15 protein-coding genes are annotated in these 16,456 nt (G+C 61.0%); 8 read left to right on the top strand and 7 right to left on the bottom strand.

What is annotated here, in order from left to right; genetic code table 11:
* Positions 1–107: 107 nt before the first annotated feature.
* The gene (locus HBO12_RS10755) at positions 108–1,448 is read right to left on the bottom strand and encodes an OprD family porin (protein ID WP_170042119.1); all 1,341 of its coding nucleotides are present in this window, start codon (positions 1,446–1,448) and stop codon (positions 108–110) included.
* Positions 1,449–1,817: 369 nt separating this feature from the next.
* Between HBO12_RS10755 and tauA the strand changes: the two genes are divergently transcribed.
* Complete coding sequence (gene tauA / locus HBO12_RS10750) at positions 1,818–2,804, top strand: taurine ABC transporter substrate-binding protein (protein ID WP_170042118.1); 987 nt, start codon at positions 1,818–1,820, stop codon at positions 2,802–2,804.
* 121 nt (positions 2,805–2,925) lie between these two features.
* On the opposite strand, the gene argA is transcribed toward tauA, so the two are convergent.
* Both argA and argE read right to left on the bottom strand, forming a co-directional pair.
* On the bottom strand, positions 2,926–4,224 hold the full coding sequence (gene argA / locus HBO12_RS10745; RefSeq protein ID WP_032858930.1) for an amino-acid N-acetyltransferase: 1,299 nt from the start codon (positions 4,222–4,224) through the stop codon (positions 2,926–2,928).
* Between the two features lie 135 nt (positions 4,225–4,359).
* The gene (gene argE, locus HBO12_RS10740) at positions 4,360–5,508 is read right to left on the bottom strand and encodes an acetylornithine deacetylase (protein WP_169954995.1); all 1,149 of its coding nucleotides are present in this window, start codon (positions 5,506–5,508) and stop codon (positions 4,360–4,362) included.
* 160 nt (positions 5,509–5,668) lie between these two features.
* Between argE and HBO12_RS10735 the strand changes: the two genes are divergently transcribed.
* Positions 5,669–7,036 carry a CYTH domain-containing protein gene (locus HBO12_RS10735; protein WP_170042117.1) on the top strand — a complete coding sequence of 456 codons (1,368 nt, stop codon included), beginning with the start codon at positions 5,669–5,671 and terminating at the stop codon, positions 7,034–7,036.
* Between the two features lie 102 nt (positions 7,037–7,138).
* Here HBO12_RS10735 and HBO12_RS10730 read toward each other — a convergent pair whose 3' ends face one another.
* Positions 7,139–7,609, bottom strand: a complete 471-nt coding sequence (locus tag HBO12_RS10730; RefSeq protein ID WP_076963642.1) for an Lrp/AsnC family transcriptional regulator — start codon at positions 7,607–7,609, stop codon at positions 7,139–7,141.
* A gap of 126 nt (positions 7,610–7,735) precedes the next feature.
* On the opposite strand from HBO12_RS10730, the gene HBO12_RS10725 reads away from it, so the two are divergent.
* The 6 genes from HBO12_RS10725 (at position 7,736) to HBO12_RS10700 (ending at position 13,047) form a co-directional block, all read left to right on the top strand.
* Entirely contained in the window at positions 7,736–8,071 is a 336-nt protein-coding gene (locus HBO12_RS10725) for a hypothetical protein (protein WP_170042116.1), read from the top strand.
* Positions 8,072–8,155: 84 nt separating this feature from the next.
* Complete coding sequence (tfpB, locus tag HBO12_RS10720) at positions 8,156–9,907, top strand: type IV pilus assembly ATPase TfpB (RefSeq protein ID WP_170042115.1); 1,752 nt, start codon at positions 8,156–8,158, stop codon at positions 9,905–9,907.
* Between the two features lie 74 nt (positions 9,908–9,981).
* Positions 9,982–10,902 carry an SPFH domain-containing protein gene (locus tag HBO12_RS10715; RefSeq protein ID WP_027608388.1) on the top strand — a complete coding sequence of 307 codons (921 nt, stop codon included), beginning with the start codon at positions 9,982–9,984 and terminating at the stop codon, positions 10,900–10,902.
* A 10-nt stretch (positions 10,903–10,912) separates the two neighbouring features.
* The gene (locus tag HBO12_RS10710; RefSeq protein WP_169954999.1) at positions 10,913–11,359 is read left to right on the top strand and encodes an NfeD family protein; all 447 of its coding nucleotides are present in this window, start codon (positions 10,913–10,915) and stop codon (positions 11,357–11,359) included.
* 69 nt (positions 11,360–11,428) lie between these two features.
* Positions 11,429–11,746, top strand: a complete 318-nt coding sequence (locus tag HBO12_RS10705) for a DUF2388 domain-containing protein (RefSeq protein WP_057440438.1) — start codon at positions 11,429–11,431, stop codon at positions 11,744–11,746.
* 161 nt (positions 11,747–11,907) lie between these two features.
* Positions 11,908–13,047: a DegT/DnrJ/EryC1/StrS family aminotransferase gene (locus tag HBO12_RS10700; protein ID WP_170042114.1), complete on the top strand. Its 1,140-nt coding sequence runs from the start codon at positions 11,908–11,910 to the stop codon at positions 13,045–13,047.
* A gap of 42 nt (positions 13,048–13,089) precedes the next feature.
* Here the strand turns inward: HBO12_RS10700 and gcvH are convergent, their stop codons facing one another.
* From gcvH to HBO12_RS10685, 3 genes are all read right to left on the bottom strand, one after another.
* Positions 13,090–13,473, bottom strand: coding sequence for a glycine cleavage system protein GcvH (gcvH, locus tag HBO12_RS10695; RefSeq protein ID WP_170042113.1), 384 nt, complete (start codon positions 13,471–13,473; stop codon positions 13,090–13,092).
* Between the two features lie 52 nt (positions 13,474–13,525).
* Positions 13,526–14,608, bottom strand: a complete 1,083-nt coding sequence (gene gcvT, locus HBO12_RS10690) for a glycine cleavage system aminomethyltransferase GcvT (protein ID WP_170042112.1) — start codon at positions 14,606–14,608, stop codon at positions 13,526–13,528.
* Positions 14,609–14,764: 156 nt separating this feature from the next.
* A complete protein-coding gene (locus tag HBO12_RS10685; RefSeq protein ID WP_169955003.1) occupies positions 14,765–16,381 on the bottom strand; it encodes an ABC transporter permease in 1,617 nt (538 codons plus the stop codon).
* Between the last annotated feature and the right edge of the window lie 75 nt (positions 16,382–16,456).

The raw sequence follows: 16,456 nt of genomic DNA, 5'->3' as shown, positions 1-16,456 counted from the left end.
AGACACTGTAGAAAGAGGGGTTCAGGAAGGGCTTGCGGGGGTTGAGCCCGACTTGAAAGCAACAGCACCTTGCCCGGCATTGCGCCGGGCAAGGTTTTTACCGTGTCTTACAACAGCGGCAGCGAGTAGCTAAGGATCAGACGGTTTTCGTCCTGGTTACGCGTGCTTGCGATGTCGCTGCGCCACATGGCGTTTTTCCAGGTCACGCCGAGGTTTTTCAGCGGACCTTCTTGCACTACGTATGCAACAGTGATGTCACGCTCCCACTCGGACTGGCCGGTGAACTCGCCACGGGTGCTCGAAACGGTGTCGATATCGTCACCCTTCAGGTAGATCACACCAGCGGTCAGGCCAGCCAGGCCCACCTTGGCGAAATCGTAGGAGTAGCGAGCTTGCCAGGTACGCTCGCCAGCGCGGGCGAACTTCTGGATTTGCATATCGGTAGTCAGGTAAGCCGACGAGCCGTCACCCTGGTTCAACCAAGGGAAGTCGCTGCTGCCATTGCTGACCTGATAACCACCACCGAAGGTGTGACCGGCAACGGAGTACAGGAACAAGCCGCTGTACAGGTTGTTATCAACCTTGCCGCGACCGGAGTTGACACCGTTGTAGTTGCCCGACGAGAAGTAAGCAGACTGGTTGCCGTTGTTACCGTCATCGGAGCTGTTGAAATAGCGCAGGTCAGACTTCAGAACGCCTGGACCGATGGCCCAGTTGTGGGTCAGGCCCAGGAAGTGTTGCTTGTAGAAATCTTCCAGATTGCCGTAGTAGTACTGGGCAGTCAGGTCCTTGGTGAGCTTGTAGTCACCGCCGGCATAGATGAACTTGTTGCTGTCGCGCCAGTTAACGCCACGGCTGTTCGCGCCGGAGATCGACAGGTTCTCGTTGTTGCTGGAGTTACGGCCCTTGGCCTTTTCGATCTGACCGCCAACCAGCGTCAAATCTGTGATTTCGTTAGTGGTGATCTGACCACCTTGGAAAGTCTGCGGCAGCAGACGACCATCGTTGGTAACGATAACCGGCAGCTTGGGTTGCAAAGTCCCCAGTTTCAGCTCGGTTTGGGAGATCTTGGCTTTGGCTGTCAGACCCAGGCTCGAGTAGTTATCAACAGCTTTGCCGTTGGACTCGCTTGGGAAGATAGTGCCACCGTAAGCGGAGCCAGTGTTGCCGTTGGTGCCGCCGCCCGAATCAAGACGGATACCCAACAGGCCAATGGCATCAACACCGAAGCCAACAGTACCCTGCGTGTAACCGGAGGTGAAACGCAGATCGAAGCCTTGGCCCCACTCTTCGTTCTTGTTCGCGCCGGCGCCTTCACGGTTGTCGGAGTTGATGTAAAAGTTACGCAGACCCAGTGTGGCCTTGCTGTCTTCAACAAAACCAGCGGCGCCAGCTTGCTGGGCCAAAACCCCAGCTGCGACGGCGAACGCCAATGTGGACTTCTTCATGTACCGCTCCTCTCGTTTCTAATTTTTGTAGTTCTTTGGTCTCGGGTCTGACGCCCTCGATCCACAGATGCGCGATTAGCGCCAGATCGTGACTGACAAGTCAATCGTAACCTTGTGTGTCTACTACCTTCGTCTAATCGCAGTTGATTTGGTCCCTGCAGGGTAATGAGTTTTTCATACACCCAAAAAGAATTATTTCATCCTTTTTCATACTATTCAGGAATAACACTTTCCATGGCGCGACAATCCCGCAGCGGGGTATCGCTCCATAAGCTAATTCCTAAAGGGTATTTATTGGCTATTTTTTAGATCGTTTAGTGTGAGCAGAATCTCGCACACGTCACTCACGATCAAAAAGGCGACGCCATCATGGCCAAACGCGCATCCTCTAGTCAATTTGTTACAGTTTTACTATCGCTTACACTTTCTTTTGGAGTGCAGGCCGCCAACCTCACCATCGGCTATCAGACCGGCATCGATCCGAGCAAAGTGCCCCAGGCCGACGGTGTTTATGAGCAGGCCATCGGCGAGAAAATCGACTGGCGCCGCTTCAATAGCGGCCCAGAAGTGGTCACCGCGATTGCCTCCGGCGATGTGCAGATCGGCAACCTCGGCTCCAGCCCGTTGGCGGCCGCCGCATCCCGCAATCTACCCATCGTAGCCTTCATCGTATCGGCTCAGATCAATAGTTCTGAAGCTTTGGTAGTGCGTAACGGCAGCCAAATTGACGCACCCAAGGACCTGATCGGCAAAACCATTGCCACACCTTTTGTCTCCACATCTCACTACAGCCTGCTCGGGGCCTTGAAACACTGGGGCCTGGACACCACCCAGGTGAAAGTGGTGAACCTGCAACCAGGCGAAATTGCCGCAGCCTGGAAACGCGGGGATATCGATGGTGCCTTTGTCTGGTCGCCCGCCCTGGGGGAAATCCGCAAGACCGGCAAGACGTTGACCGACGCCGCCGAGGTGGGCCAATGGGGCGCGCCGACGTTCGAGGTGTGGGTGGCGCGCAAGGACTTTGCCGAGAAACATCCGGAGGTCGTGGCCAAGTTTGCCAAGGTCACCCTGGATTCGTTTGCCGAGTACGCAGCGCACAAATCCGAGTGGACAGCGGATTCGGTACCGGTGCAGAAGATCGCCCGGTTGACCGGCGCAAACGCCGCAGACATCCCCGAACTGCTGGAAGGCAGCACCTTCCCCGATGCACAGGCGCAGCGAACCGACGCTTTGCTCAATGGTGGGACAGCCAAGGCCATTGGGGAGACGGCGAAATTTCTTAAGGAACAAGGGATAGTAGAGACCGTGTTACCGGACTATTCGGCCTACGTCACCGGAAAATTCATCAAAGAATAAACCCTCCCCCTGTAGGAGCCGGCTTGCCGGCGATGGCGATGGCGGTGGGCCAGTTAACAAAGATGTCGACTGATACACCGCCATCGCGGGCAAGCCCGCTCCTACATTGGATGGGTGGCGCTTATAAGGTCTTTTCGAAGATCTTCGAATTACGCTGGAAGTTGTACAGCGAAGCCCGCGCCGATGGCAGGCGATCGACGCTGCTCGGCACGAAGCCGCGCTCGCGGAACCAGTGGGCAGTGCGGGTCGTCAGCACGAACAAGGTCTTCAAGCCTTGGGTCCGGGCGCGGGTTTCGATGCGCTCCAACAGCTCATCGCCACGGCCGCCATGGCGATACTCCGGATTGACCGCCAGGCACGCCAGTTCGCCAGCATCCGAGTCGGCAATCGGGTATAGCGCGGCGCAGGCGATGATCATGCCTTCGCGTTCCACCACGCTGAACTGCTCGATTTCCCGCTCCAGCACTTCCCGCGAGCGGCGCACCAGGATCCCCTGCTCTTCCAGCGGGCTGATCAAGTCCAGCAAGCCACCGACGTCTTCAATCGCCGCCTCACGCACCAGCTCGAACTGCTCCTGAGCCACCAGGGTACCGCCGCCGTCGCGGGTGAAAAGTTCGGTCAACAGCGCACCGTCCTCGACATAACTGACGATATGGCTGCGCCCCACGCCCCCACGACAGGCCTCGGCCGCCGCATCCAGCAGTTCGGCCTGGTAATTGTTGCCCAGGCGTTGCAGGTGCGCCGGCACTTGTTGCGGGCGCAGTTCGCGCACTAGCCGGCCGTTTTCGTCGATCAGGCCCAGGTCTGCGCCGAACAGCAGCAGCTTGTCGGCGCCCAGGTCGATGGCGGCGCGGGTGGCGACGTCTTCACAAGCGAGGTTGAAAATCTCCCCGGTCGGCGAATAGCCCAACGGCGACAGCACGACGATGGAGCGCTCGTCCAACAGGCGATTGATGCCCTTGCGGTCGACCCGGCGCACTTCGCCAGTGTGGTGGTAGTCGATGCCGTCCAGCACACCGATCGGCCGCGCGGTCACCAGGTTGCCACTGGCCACCCGCAAGCGCGAGCCCTGCATCGGCGAAGACGCCATGTCCATGGACAGCCGCGCTTCAATGGCAATGCGCAGGTGGCCGACCGCGTCGATCACGCACTCAAGGGTTGCCGCATCGGTGATGCGCATGCCGTCGTGGTAATGCGGGGTCAGGCCGCGAGCGGCAAGGCGGGTTTCGATTTGCGGGCGCGAACCATGCACCAGCACCAGGCGCACGCCGAGGCTGTGCAGCAGCACCAGGTCGTGGACGATATTGCCGAAGTTGGGGTGATCCACACCATCGCCCGGCAGCATGACCACAAAGGTGCAGTCACGGTGGGCATTGATGTAGGGCGAAGCGTGACGAAGCCAATTGACGTATTCGGGCATAAAACCTGGGCCTGTAATAAAAAGCAGCCAAAAAAGGATGAATCGCTAAACGCACAGCGGGCTGATGGTTATCGTCGGAACAGGCTTGGCGACACGCTCGCTCTCCTTCTATGTACGGGGTGCAATGGAGTTAATTTATGCAGGTTTGAGGCAGTAGTGTTCAATCAATTCCCGCAATAGACGCACTGTAGGCGTCAAGCGTGACATTTCAAGGTACTCGCCCGGCTGGTGGGCGCAGGCGATATCCCCAGGGCCGAGCACCAGGGTTTCACAACCAAGGCGCTGAAGATAAGGCGCTTCAGTGCCGAACGCTACTGCTTCGGCACGATGACCGGTCAAACGTTCCGCGACCCGCACCAGCTCCGCATCTTCCGGCTGCTCGAAGGGCGGCACTTCGGGGAACAGTGGCGCGTAGTCGATCTGCACCTGATGGCGCTCGGCGATGGGCGTCAGCTTCTGGCGGATGGCGTCGCGCAACACCTGGGGATCCATGCCGGGCAAGGGCCGCAGGTCGAACTCCAGGGAGCACTGGCCGCAAATGCGGTTGGGGTTATCGCCGCCGTGGATGCAGCCAAAATTCAAGGTCGGCTGGGGCACGCTGAACTGGGGGTTGCGGTACTCCCGCTGCCAGGCCAGGCGCAGGCCGCGCAGCTCGCCCATGGCGTCATGCATGGCTTCGAGGGCGCTGTGGCCCAGGCTTGGGTCCGACGAATGGCCACTGCGTCCGAGAATATCGATGCGCTCCATCATCACGCCTTTGTGCAGGCGGATCGGCTTGAGGCCCGTGGGCTCGCCAATCACCGCGGCACGCCCCAGCGGGCGACCGGCCGCAGCCAGGGCGCGGGCGCCGGCCATGGAGCTTTCTTCATCGCAGGTGGCGAGGATCAGCAGCGGCTGCTTGAACGGTTGGTCGAGCAGCGGCAAGACGGCTTCGATGGCCAGCGCGAAAAAACCCTTCATGTCGCAGCTACCCAATCCTACCCAGCGCCCGTCCACTTCCGTCAACTTCAAAGGATCGGTCTGCCATAGCGCTTCATCGTACGGCACGGTATCGCTATGCCCCGCCAGCACCAGGCCACCGGGGCCGCTGCCGAAGCTGGCCAACAGGTTGAACTTGCCGGGGCTGACCTGCTGGATATCGCAGGCAAAACCCAAATCGCCGAGCCAGGTGGCGAGCAAATCGATCACCGGGCGGTTGGTCTGGTCGAGAGACGCTTGGGTACAACTGACAGAGGGCGCGGCAATCAGTGCGGCAAATTGTTCTTTCATGGACGGTAAAGGCATGCGCTGTCTCTCAACTTCCACAGATGAAACCCATCATAGAACCATCCGCGCTGCACAATAAACCCGTTACGGCACGTTGCCCGGCTCAGTCCTGTACACTGCACGGCCTTGGCAGCCACCTATTCTCCCGGCTGCACTCCCGATCCTGGATGTTCCGGCCATGCAAAAAGAAACCGAAATCAAGCTCCGCGTCAGCCGCGAGACCCTCGCCGCGCTGCGTGAGCACCCGCTCCTGAAAAAACGTAACAAAAGTGGCTGGGAACGCCGTGAGTTGATGAACCAGTACTTCGACACCCCCGAGCGCGACCTGGCCCAGGCCAAGGTCGCCCTGCGCCTGCGCAAGGATGGCGACGAAGTGATCCAGACCCTCAAGACCCGTGGCCACAGCGTTGCCGGCTTGTCGGAGCGCAATGAATACGACTGGAAACTGGCCAAGGCCAAGCTCGACGTGAAGAAACTCGACGGCGAGTGCTGGCCCGAGCAACTGGCCGAGTTGGACAAAAAGACCCTCAAGCCGATCTTCACCACCGACTTCGTACGCGAACGTGCCGAGATCGCCTGGGGCCGTGGCAAGGCCAAGGTGGTGATCGAAGCCGCCCTGGACCTGGGCCAGGTGATTGTCGGCAAGCAGAAGGAAGAAATCTGCGAGCTCGAACTGGAACTGCGCGAAGGCGAGCCCGCCGCCCTCCTGGAACTGGCAGCCGAGCTGGCGCAAACCCTGGCGCTGATGCCGTGTGATATCAGCAAGGCCGAGCGCGGCTATCGCCTGTTCGACGCCAACAGCTACTCCCTGAGCCTGCCGGCCCCGCAACTGCAACCACAAATGCCCCTGGACGACGCCTTCGCCGCGCTGACCTGGCATTTGCTGGGCAGCAGCCAGCGCCTGGCCGAGCAGTACCGTTTCAACGGTCATTGGCGCCTGTTGCAGGACTGGGTAGACAACCTCGCCGAAATGCGCGCCCTGATCGGCAGCCTTGGCCAGGCCGCGCCGCGCCAATCCACCAGCGAACTGCGCAGCGCCCTCGACGCCCTTTTGGAAGACTGGCGCCCGCTGGTCCAGGCCGGTGAAGACGATGAAGACGTGCGCAAGGCCGCGCCGGAACAGTTCCTCGAAGAACTAACCGACGTGCGCTGGGGCCTGTTCTCACTGAACACTTCGCGCTGGCTGCTGGCCCGCACCTGGACCCTGGACCGCAATGTGCGTGGCAACCGCCAGGGCGCCGCCCAGGTCGCCAACTGGCTGCCGCGCCTGCTGGCCGACGAAGCCGTCGCCCTGCGCCTGCCACGCTACCAGCAACAGCCCGAAGACCTGGCCGAGCAACTGCCGCGCATCGAGCGTCTGCAGGCCTGGCTGCATCACGCCCGCCACCTGCTGGAGATCCCGGAGCTGGATCGTTTGTACGGCGAGTTGAACAAGTTGGCGGCCCTGGCCAACCAGCCGATCACCGATGAGTCGCTGGATGCGCGGATGCATCAGGTGATTGCGGTGTATCAGAACCGTGCCTGGAAGACTTTGTTGCGCATGTAAGATTGCTATCGCGGGCAAGCCCGCTCCCACACTCGAACCGATTTGCTCTGGAACACTCGGTCAACTGTGGGAGCGGGCTTGCCCGCGATGACACCCGCACTATCACCGCAACACTGGCAGGCTGGTGGTGGACTTGATCTCCGACAGCGCCACAATCGAATTGACCTCCTGAATCCCCGGCACCATCGACAGTTTCTCGAAGAAGAAACGCTCATATGCCTCGATATCCGAGGTGACAATGCGCAGTAGAAAATCCACCGACCCCATCAGCACATAACACTCCAGCACTTGCGGGAACCCGCGGATCGCCTCGGTGAATTCCGTGAAGTTGGAGCGCCCGTGGGCGTTGAGTTTGACCTCGGCAAAAATCTGCGTGTTAAGGCCAATCTTCTTGCGATCAAGCAGCGTTACCTGGGCGCGAATCACCCCCTCCTCCTTGAGCCGCTGAATCCGCCGCCAACAAGGCGACTGCGACAGGCCGACCTGTTCGGCAATCTGCGCGCTGGAGAGCGACGCGTCTTCCTGGAGCAGTGCCAGGATCCGGCGGTCGTAGACGTCCAACTCACTGTGCATAAAAATACCTATTAATCCAGCTTCTACGAATTACCTATTCATATATAAGGCATATCACTCCAACATAGATAAGAAATACCCCACACCCCATGTAAAAATTTCTCCAGTCAAATTTGGAGAACGGCCATGCATTCAATTCCATCCAGCCCCACCACCCGCGTCGATGCCTGGGCCGTCAGCAGCAGCCATTGCCAGGCGCGCTACCAGATCCTCGCCGAAGCCGAGCCCGATGTGCTGTGCCGGATCCTCAATTTCTTCGCCTTGCAGTTTTTGGTGCCGCAGCAGGTGACCGTGATGCGCGACGATGACCTGCTGAACATCGACGTAGTGATGGATGGCCTGAGCTGGCACCGCGCCCAGGTGATCGGTGAAAAACTTCGTAACCTGATCAGCGTGTGCTCGCTGGAACTGCAACCCGTTGAATCCACAAGGCTACAAACCGTGCAGGCGGTGGCTCAGTAAAAACCGGCAATAACCCGCTGGGCGACAGCGACCAGGATCGGACTAGCCTTGGCGCTGCTGCTTCAAACCGCCCAGGAAACCGCCATGTCCGCTGTGCCAGAACACCGGGATCGCAGGCTTTGCCTCGACGATCTGCTGCCCGCCCTTACCGCCCACGGTTTGCTCGACACAGCCCTGGCCGAGCGCTTGCGGCGCACATCGGCCGATGGCTTGCATCCGCTGGAGTTTCTCGCCGGCCAGTCACTGCCTGATCCCGCCAGGCCCGGCCTATTGCTGTGCCTGGAACGGCTGACGGAGTGGCTCGCCCGTCAGGTGGGGCAGCCCTACCTACGCATCGACCCGCTGAAAATCGATGTAGCGAGTGTGGTGCCGCTGATGTCTCACGCCTTCGCCCAACGCCACCATATCCTTGCCGTCGCCGTTGACCGCGACAGCGTGACGGTAGCCAGTGCCGAACCGTACCTGCGTGAGTGGGAAACAGGCCTGGCCCATGTGTTGAAGCGCCCGATCAAGCGCGTGGTAGCCAACCCCGAGGCGATCCGCAGTTGCACCCAGGAGTTCTTCCGCCTGGCCAGGTCGGTCAACGGGGCCGACCAGACCAACCCCACGGCGACCGCTGCCGAGCAACTGCTCAGGCTCGGTGCCGGTGAGCAGGAACCAGACGCCAACGACGCGCACATCGTCAATATTGTCGACTGGCTGCTGCAATTTGCCTTTGGCCAGCGCGCCAGCGATATCCACATCGAGCCCGGCGCCGACCAGGGTCGCGTGCGCTTGCGTATCGATGGACTGCTGCACGATGCCTATCAGTTTCCGTCCCAGGTCACCACCGCCGTGGTCAGCCGCCTGAAAAGCCTTGGGCGGATGAATGTCGCCGAAAAGCGCAAACCCCAGGATGGCCGGATCAAGACCAAGACGCCCGCGGGGATCGAAGTGGAACTGCGCCTTTCGACCCTGCCCACGGCCTTCGGCGAGAAGCTGGTGATGCGGATTTTTGATCCACAGGTGCTGCTCCAGGACTTCCAGCAACTGGGGCTTTCGGCCGATGACTTGCTGCGCTGGGGGCAAATGACCGGTCAGGCCAACGGCATCATCCTGGTCACCGGCCCCACCGGGTCAGGCAAGACCAGCACCCTCTACAGCACACTGCGACAGCTGGCGACCCGCACGGTCAACCTGTGCACGGTGGAAGATCCAATCGAGATGGTGGAACCGGCCTTCAACCAGATGCAGGTCCAGCACAATATCGACCTGACCTTCGCCAGCGGCATCCGCGCGCTGATGCGCCAGGACCCGGACATCATCATGATCGGCGAGATCCGCGACCTGGAAACCGCTGAAATGGCGATCCAGGCGGCCTTGACCGGCCACCTGGTGCTCTCGACCCTACATACCAACGATGCCCCCAGCGCGATCAGTCGCCTGCTGGAACTGGGCATCCCCCACTACTTGATCAAGGCCACATTAATTGGGGTCATGGCCCAGCGTCTGGTGCGGCGGTTGTGCCCGCACTGTAAAAGCCCGGAGGCACTGAACCAGGACGATTGGCGCAGCGCCACCCAGTCCTGCACGCCGCCCCCCGCCAGCGTCTACCGGGCCAATGGCTGTGCAGAGTGCCGGGACAGTGGCTATCGCGGACGCATCGGGGTTTACGAGATCATGCTGATAAATGACGCTGCCAGGAACCTGGTCTGCGCCGAAACCGACCTGCAGGCATTGCGCCGCCAGGCGCTCAAGGACGGCATGCGCAGCCTGCGATTGTCGGGCGCCCACAAGGTTGCGGCGGGGCTGACCACCCTGGAAGAAGTCTTAAGGGTCACCCCCTCCAACGAGTAAACCGTTCTTATCTGCGACAAGCCCGTTACAATCGACAGACTTCGCGTACCGCCACCACCAGACAAGGAATCGTTATGCAGATCGGAACAGTGCTTCTCCTCTTCGTAGGCTTGGCCATTGCCATCCTGTTCATGGGCTTCAAAGTCGTGCCCCAGGGCTACCAATGGACGGTGGAGCGCTTCGGCCGCTACACCAACACGCTCAAGCCTGGCCTGAATATCATCATTCCGGTGATGGACCGCATCGGGCGCAAGATCAACGTGATGGAAAGCGTGCTGGATATTCCGCCCCAGGAAGTGATCACGGCCGATAACGCCACGGTGCAGATCGACGCGGTGTGCTTCTTCCAGGTGGTGAATACCGCCCAGGCGGCCTACGAGGTCAACAACCTCGAACATGCGATCCGCAACCTGCTGCAAACCAACATCCGTACGGTGCTCGGTTCCATGGAACTGGACGCCATGCTCAGCCAGCGCGACGGCATCAACGAGAAGCTGCTGCGCACGGTCGATGAAGCCACCGCGCCGTGGGGCATCAAGATCACCCGCATCGAGATCAAGGACATCAGCCCACCTGCCGACTTGATGGCCGCCATGTCCGGCCAGATGAAAGCCGAGCGGATCAAGCGTGCCCAAATCCTCGAAGCCGAAGGCCTGCGTGCCTCCGCCATCCTGACCGCCGAAGGCAAGAAGCAGGCGCAGATCCTCGAGGCCGAAGGGGGTCGCCAGGCTGCGTTCCTGGAGTCCGAGGCCCGTGAGCGTCAGGCTGAAGCCGAAGCGCGCGCCACACAGGTGGTATCGGAGGCGATTGCCACCGGTAACGTGCAGGCCATCAACTACTTTGTCGCGCAGAAATACATCGATGCCCTGGGCAAGCTGGCCTCGGCCAACAACAGCAAAGTGATCCTGATGCCGCTGGAAGCCAGCCAAGTCATTGGCGCTGTGGGCGGCATCGGCGAAATCGTCAAGGCCACCTTCGACAACAAGAAAGCCTGAGGCTCGCGCCATGTGGGAATTCCTGCAACACCTGTCGTTCTGGGATTGGTTGGCGCTGGGCACCGTGCTGCTGATTCTCGAAGTGTTTGGTGCCGGCGGCTATCTGTTGTGGATGGGGATCGCGGCGGCAGCGGTTGGCGTGCTCAAGTTCCTGATTCCAGGGCTTGGGCTGGAGCTGCAACTGCTGCTGTTTGCGGTGCTGTCGATCCTGACGGCGGTGTACTGGTGGAAGCGCCAGCGCAGCAGTGCCAAGGCCAGCGATCAGCCGGGCCTGAATATGCGTGGTTCGGAGCTGATTGGCCGCACCTTTGTGGTGCATCAGGCGATTATCGATGGCCGGGGCAAAGTCAAGGTCGGCGATGGCGTGTGGATGGTCACCGGGCCTGATGCGCCTGTAGGGGCTCAAGTACGGGTGATTGGCCAGGAAGGCGTGATTCTGCGGGTCGAAACTGTTTAGTCAGCCATGGAACTAGGCTGGGTTATCTACAATCAAACTGTTCAGATAACCCAGTCGGAGTCACCCATCATGCGTCTCAAATATGCTGTCGCCACCCTCGCCGTGCTTTCCCTCCCAGTTGGATCGGCCATGGCCGACAGCTTCTGGCGTAATGTCATCTCATCGGGCGCCACCACCGGCTCCACGTACCTGACCTTCAAGGACCACAAGCTGGTAGTCGCCGCCCAGGACGACGCCGGTAGCTTCGTCGCCAGCGACGGCGGCATCCGTGGCCCTTACCTGGAAGCCGCCATGCAGAAAGTGCGTGCCGACAACCCAGGCCTGAAGGCCACTGACATGGAACTGGCCAACGCCATCCTGGCGAAGAACGCCATCGCCGCCGAGTAAACCGGGCACAAAAAAGCCGCTTCAAAAGCGGCTTTTTTGTGCCTGTCGTTCGACGATTCGTTCACGGATGACAGGCTATATTCAGTTACCCCGTGCGACGATGCTGGGGTTGATATGAGCTTTTATTCTTAGTTCTTCTTAAAACGGATGCTTTCAACGTCATGAGCCAACTGCCTTTCCTGCCGTTTTCAAAACCGACCATTGATGAAGCCACTATCGCGGCAGTCGGTGAGGTGTTGCGTTCCGGCTGGATCACCAGCGGGCCCAAGGTGCAGGCGTTCGAAGCACAGTTGTCGGAATATTTTGGCGGCCGGCCGGTGCGCACCTTCAACTCCGGCACCTGCACCATGGAGATTGCCTTGCGTATCGCCGGTGTCGGGCCGGGGGATGAAGTGATCACCACGCCGATTTCCTGGGTGGCAACGGCCAACGTGATTCTGGAGGTAGGCGCCACGCCGGTGTTTGCCGATATTGACCCGGTGACCCGCAATATCGACCTGGCCCAGGTGGAAGCCGCCATTACGCCGCGCACCAAGGCGATCATCCCGGTGTACCTGGCCGGCCTGCCGCTGGACATGCCGATGCTCTATGCACTGGCCAACAAATATGGGCTGCGGATCATCGAAGACGCCGCCCAGGCATTGGGCTCCAGTTGGGATGGCCAGCGAATTGGCGCCACGGGGGATTTTGTCTCGTTCAGCTTCCAGGCGAACAAGAACATCACCTGTTCCGAAGGCGGCTGCCTGGTGTTGAACAACGCTGAAGAAGCGCGCCTGGCGGAGAAATACCGCCTGCAAGGCGTGACCCGCAGTGGGTTCGATGGCCTGGACGTGGATGTGCTGGGCGGCAAGTTCAACATGACCGATATCGCCGCCGCCATCGGCCTGGGCCAGTTTGCCCATCTCGAGCAGATCACGGCCCATCGCCAGGCCCTGGCCCGGCATTACTTCGAGTGTTTGGGCAGCGATTTCGAGGCAACGTACGGCGCACAACTGCCGCCTGCGGACTTTGAAAACAGCAACTGGCACCTGTTCCAACTGGTTCTGCCCGAGCGTTCGGATGGCCTGCCGGCCCGCGCTACGTTCATGGAGCAGATGCAGGCCCAGGGCGTGGGCATTGGCTATCACTACCCGCCGATCCACCTGCTGAGCCTGTATCGGGCACAGGGGTTCAAGGAAGGCATGTTTCCGATTGCGGAAAGCGTCGGGCGCTTGATTGTGTCGTTGCCGATGTTTACGGCGATGACCAAGGCGGATGTGGAGCGGGCTGTTGCGGCGGTGAAGCAGGTGCTCAAGCCCTGACCGTTGCAGTAGCCGGCTTGCCGGCTCCTGCAGGGGACGGTGTTATTCGCCGATGGCGGCTTTGTAGCCAGCGGCATCCAGCAGTTTTTCCAGTTCTGCGGCATTGCTTGGCTGGACCTTGAAGATCCAGGCCTCGTAAGGCTTTTCATTGAGCGACTCAGGGGCATCGGCCAAATCCTCGTTGACCGCAATCACTTCACCCGAAACCGGCGAGTAGATATCCGAAGCAGCCTTCACCGATTCGACTACGCCTGCGGCGTCGCCCGCGGCGAACACCTTGCCCACTTCCGCCAATTCAACAAACACCACATCACCCAACGCTTCCTGGGCGTGATCGGAGATCCCGACGGTCACGGTGCCATCCGCTTCCAGGCGTGCCCATTCGTGGCTTTCGGCAAAACGCAGTGCGGCAGGGATATCGCTCATAGTCTGTGTCCTCAAAAAGAAATGTCAGCGGCCATTGGCCTGCCGCAAAAGGTTAGATCAAGGTCTTGCCATGGCGCACGAAGGTCGGCTTGACCACTCGCACCGGGTACCACTTGCCGCGAATCTCTACTTCCGCGCGGTCAGCGGTTGCCATCGGTACACGCGCCAGGGCAATGGATTTACTCAGCGTAGGAGAGAAACTACCACTGGTGATCTCTCCTTCGCCAACATCGGCGATACGAACCACTTGATGAGCGCGTAAAACCCCGCGTTCTTCCAGCACCAAACCCACCAGCTTGAGCTGCACTCCGGCGGCCCGTTCAGCCTCCAGGGCGGCACGCCCGATGAAGTCGCGGCCCGCGGGTTCCCAGGCGATGCTCCAGGCCATATTGGCGGCCAACGGTGACACATTCAGGTGGATATCCTGGCCGTAGAGGTTCATGCCGGCCTCAAGGCGCAGGGTGTCACGCGCACCCAGGCCGATAGGCGAGATGCCCGCGCCCACCAGGTCGTTGAAAAAGCCCGGGGCCTGGTCGGCGGGCAGGACGATTTCCAGGCCATCTTCGCCGGTATAGCCTGTGCGTGCGATAAACCAGTCGCCGTCGGCGCGGCCCTCGAAAGGCTTGAGCTGGTGGATCAGCACGCCGCGAGACTGGGTGACCAGCTCGGCAATCTTGTGCCGGGCCTGGGGCCCCTGGATCGCCAGCATGGCCAGGTCCGGGCGCTCATGCATCAGCACCTGATAGCTGCCCAACTGGGCCTGCATCCACGCGATATCCTGGTCGCGGGTGGCCGCATTGACCACCAGCCGGTAACCGTCTTCGGTGCGGTAGACAATCATGTCGTCCACCACCCCGCCCTGCTCGTTGAGCATGGCGCTGTACAGCGCATGGCCGCAGCCATGCAAACGATCGACATCATTGGCCAGCAAGTACTGCAGCCACTCCCTGGCCTGGTGGCCTGAGATATCGATCACGGTCATGTGGGAAACATCAAACACCCCGCAGTCACGGCGCACCTGATGGTGCTCCTCGACTTGCGAGCCGTAGTGCAGAGGCATATCCCAACCGCCAAAATCGACCATTTTCGCGCCGAGGGCGAGATGCAGGTCATACAGAGGCGTACGCTGTCCCATGGGTTTCTCCTTCCGGGCGTGGCGAAGGTGCGGACGGTTGCCGTTCGGGCTACACACCTTGAAATACAAGGCCTGCAGCCACAATCAGCCACCCTGCCCGGAAGACGGGCCGCACCGAATGCCGCGCATTGTAGCCTCAAGCCGTAGGACTGGCACCTAACCGATTCGTCGCGCCGAACGTCGGATCAAGCCGATGACCGGCAACAGGCCGACCAACACCAGGGTCAGGGCGGGCAACGAGGCACGCGCCCACTCGCCCTCGCTGGTCATCTCGAAGATGCGTACCGCCAGCGTGTCCCAGCCGAATGGGCGCATCAGCAGGGTCGCGGGCATTTCCTTGAGCACATCGACAAACACCAGCAAGGCCGCGCTCAAGGTGCCGGGCAGTAAAAGTGGCAGATACACTTTGCAAAACAGTCGTGGCCCACTTACCCCCAGGCTGCGCGCTGCTTCCGGCAAGGACGGGCGGATGCGCGCCAGGCTGTTTTCCAGCGGGCCATAGGCCACCGCCAGGAAGCGCACCAGATAGGCCATCACCAGCGCCGACAGGCTGCCCAGCAGCAAAGGTTTGCCAGCGCCGCCCAGCCAGCTGGAAACCGGAATCACCAACTCGCGGTCCAGATAGCTGAAAGCCAGCATGATCGACACCGCCAATACCGAACCCGGCAAGGCATAGCCCAGGTTGCCCAGGCTGACCCCGGAGCGGATAGCCCGGGTCGGCGCCAGGCGGTTGGCGAAGGCCAGCAGCAACGCCACGCTGACGGTGATCAGCGCGGCCATGCCGCCCAGGTAGAGGGTATGCACGATCAGCCCGGCATAGCGCTCGTCGAGGTCGAAACGCCCGCGCTGCCAGAACCAGGCCAGCAGCTGGAGCATCGGGATAACAAAGGCACAGGCAAACACCAGGGCGCACCAGCCGGTTGCGGCGGCGGCCTTGACGCCATGCAGGTGATAGAGCGCCTTGCCCCGCGGTCGCTCGTTGCTCGGGCGGCTGGCGCCACGGGCCCGGCGCTCGCCGTAGAGCACCAGCATCACCACCAACAGCAGCAGGCTCGCCAGTTGTGCGGCGCTGGACAGGCTGAAAAAGCCATACCAGGTCTTGTAGATGGCGGTGGTGAAGGTGTCGAAGTTAAACACCGACACCGCGCCGAAGTCCGCCAGGGTTTCCATCAACGCCAAGGCTACGCCGGCGCCGATCGCCGGGCGCGCCATGGGCAGGGCCACCCGCCAGAACGCCTGCCAGGGCGACTGGCCCAGCACTCGCGCCGCTTCCATCAACCCCTTGCCCTGCGCCAGGAACGCGGTGCGCGCCAGCAGGTAGACGTAGGGATAGAACACCAGCACCAGCACGATGATCACGCCACTGGTGGAGCGCACGCGCGGCAGGCGCAGGCCCATGCCGAACCATTCGCGCAGCAGGGTTTGTACCGGCCCGGAGAAATCCAGCAAACCCACGAAGACAAACGCCAGGACATAGGCCGGGATGGCAAACGGCAGCATCAACGCCCAGTCCAGCCAGCGCCGGCCGGGGAACTCGCAGAGGCTGGTCAGCCAGGCCAGGCTCACGCCCAGCACCGTTACGCCTACCCCGACGCCCACCACCAGGGTCAAGGTGTTGCCCAGCAGACGCGGCATCTGGGTATCCCACAGGTGCGACCAGATTTGCGTGTCGATGCTTTGCCAGGACAGCAACAGGACACTCAGGGGCAGCAGCACCAGGGCGGCGACAGTGAAGACCGGCAGGTACCAGCGGCGTTGGGCGGGGTGGGCCAAAAGGAATTCTCAAGCAGTGGATTATTCGCAGGCCTGCACAAAACACTGTGGGAGCGGGCTTGTGTGGGAGCCGGC

This window comes from Pseudomonas sp. WS 5059 (genome assembly GCF_012985525.1).
Taxonomy (GTDB): Bacteria; Pseudomonadota; Gammaproteobacteria; order Pseudomonadales; family Pseudomonadaceae; genus Aquipseudomonas.
The sequence above is the reverse complement of the archived record's forward strand: the minus strand, read 5'-3'. Positions and strand labels throughout refer to the sequence as shown.

Coding starts and splice junctions, on each gene's coding strand:
- HBO12_RS10725 (WP_170042116.1), top strand. CDS start 7,736: ATGCATTCAATTCCATCCAGCCCCACCACCCGCGTCGATGCCTGGGCC.
- HBO12_RS10715 (WP_027608388.1), top strand. CDS start 9,982: ATGCAGATCGGAACAGTGCTTCTCCTCTTCGTAGGCTTGGCCATTGCC.
- tauA (WP_170042118.1), top strand. CDS start 1,818: ATGGCCAAACGCGCATCCTCTAGTCAATTTGTTACAGTTTTACTATCG.
- gcvT (WP_170042112.1), bottom strand. CDS start 14,608: ATGGGACAGCGTACGCCTCTGTATGACCTGCATCTCGCCCTCGGCGCG.
- gcvH (WP_170042113.1), bottom strand. CDS start 13,473: ATGAGCGATATCCCTGCCGCACTGCGTTTTGCCGAAAGCCACGAATGG.
- HBO12_RS10755 (WP_170042119.1), bottom strand. CDS start 1,448: ATGAAGAAGTCCACATTGGCGTTCGCCGTCGCAGCTGGGGTTTTGGCC.
- argA (WP_032858930.1), bottom strand. CDS start 4,224: ATGCCCGAATACGTCAATTGGCTTCGTCACGCTTCGCCCTACATCAAT.
- HBO12_RS10710 (WP_169954999.1), top strand. CDS start 10,913: ATGTGGGAATTCCTGCAACACCTGTCGTTCTGGGATTGGTTGGCGCTG.
- HBO12_RS10705 (WP_057440438.1), top strand. CDS start 11,429: ATGCGTCTCAAATATGCTGTCGCCACCCTCGCCGTGCTTTCCCTCCCA.
- HBO12_RS10735 (WP_170042117.1), top strand. CDS start 5,669: ATGCAAAAAGAAACCGAAATCAAGCTCCGCGTCAGCCGCGAGACCCTC.
- HBO12_RS10730 (WP_076963642.1), bottom strand. CDS start 7,609: ATGCACAGTGAGTTGGACGTCTACGACCGCCGGATCCTGGCACTGCTC.
- HBO12_RS10700 (WP_170042114.1), top strand. CDS start 11,908: ATGAGCCAACTGCCTTTCCTGCCGTTTTCAAAACCGACCATTGATGAA.
- tfpB (WP_170042115.1), top strand. CDS start 8,156: ATGTCCGCTGTGCCAGAACACCGGGATCGCAGGCTTTGCCTCGACGAT.
- argE (WP_169954995.1), bottom strand. CDS start 5,508: ATGCCTTTACCGTCCATGAAAGAACAATTTGCCGCACTGATTGCCGCG.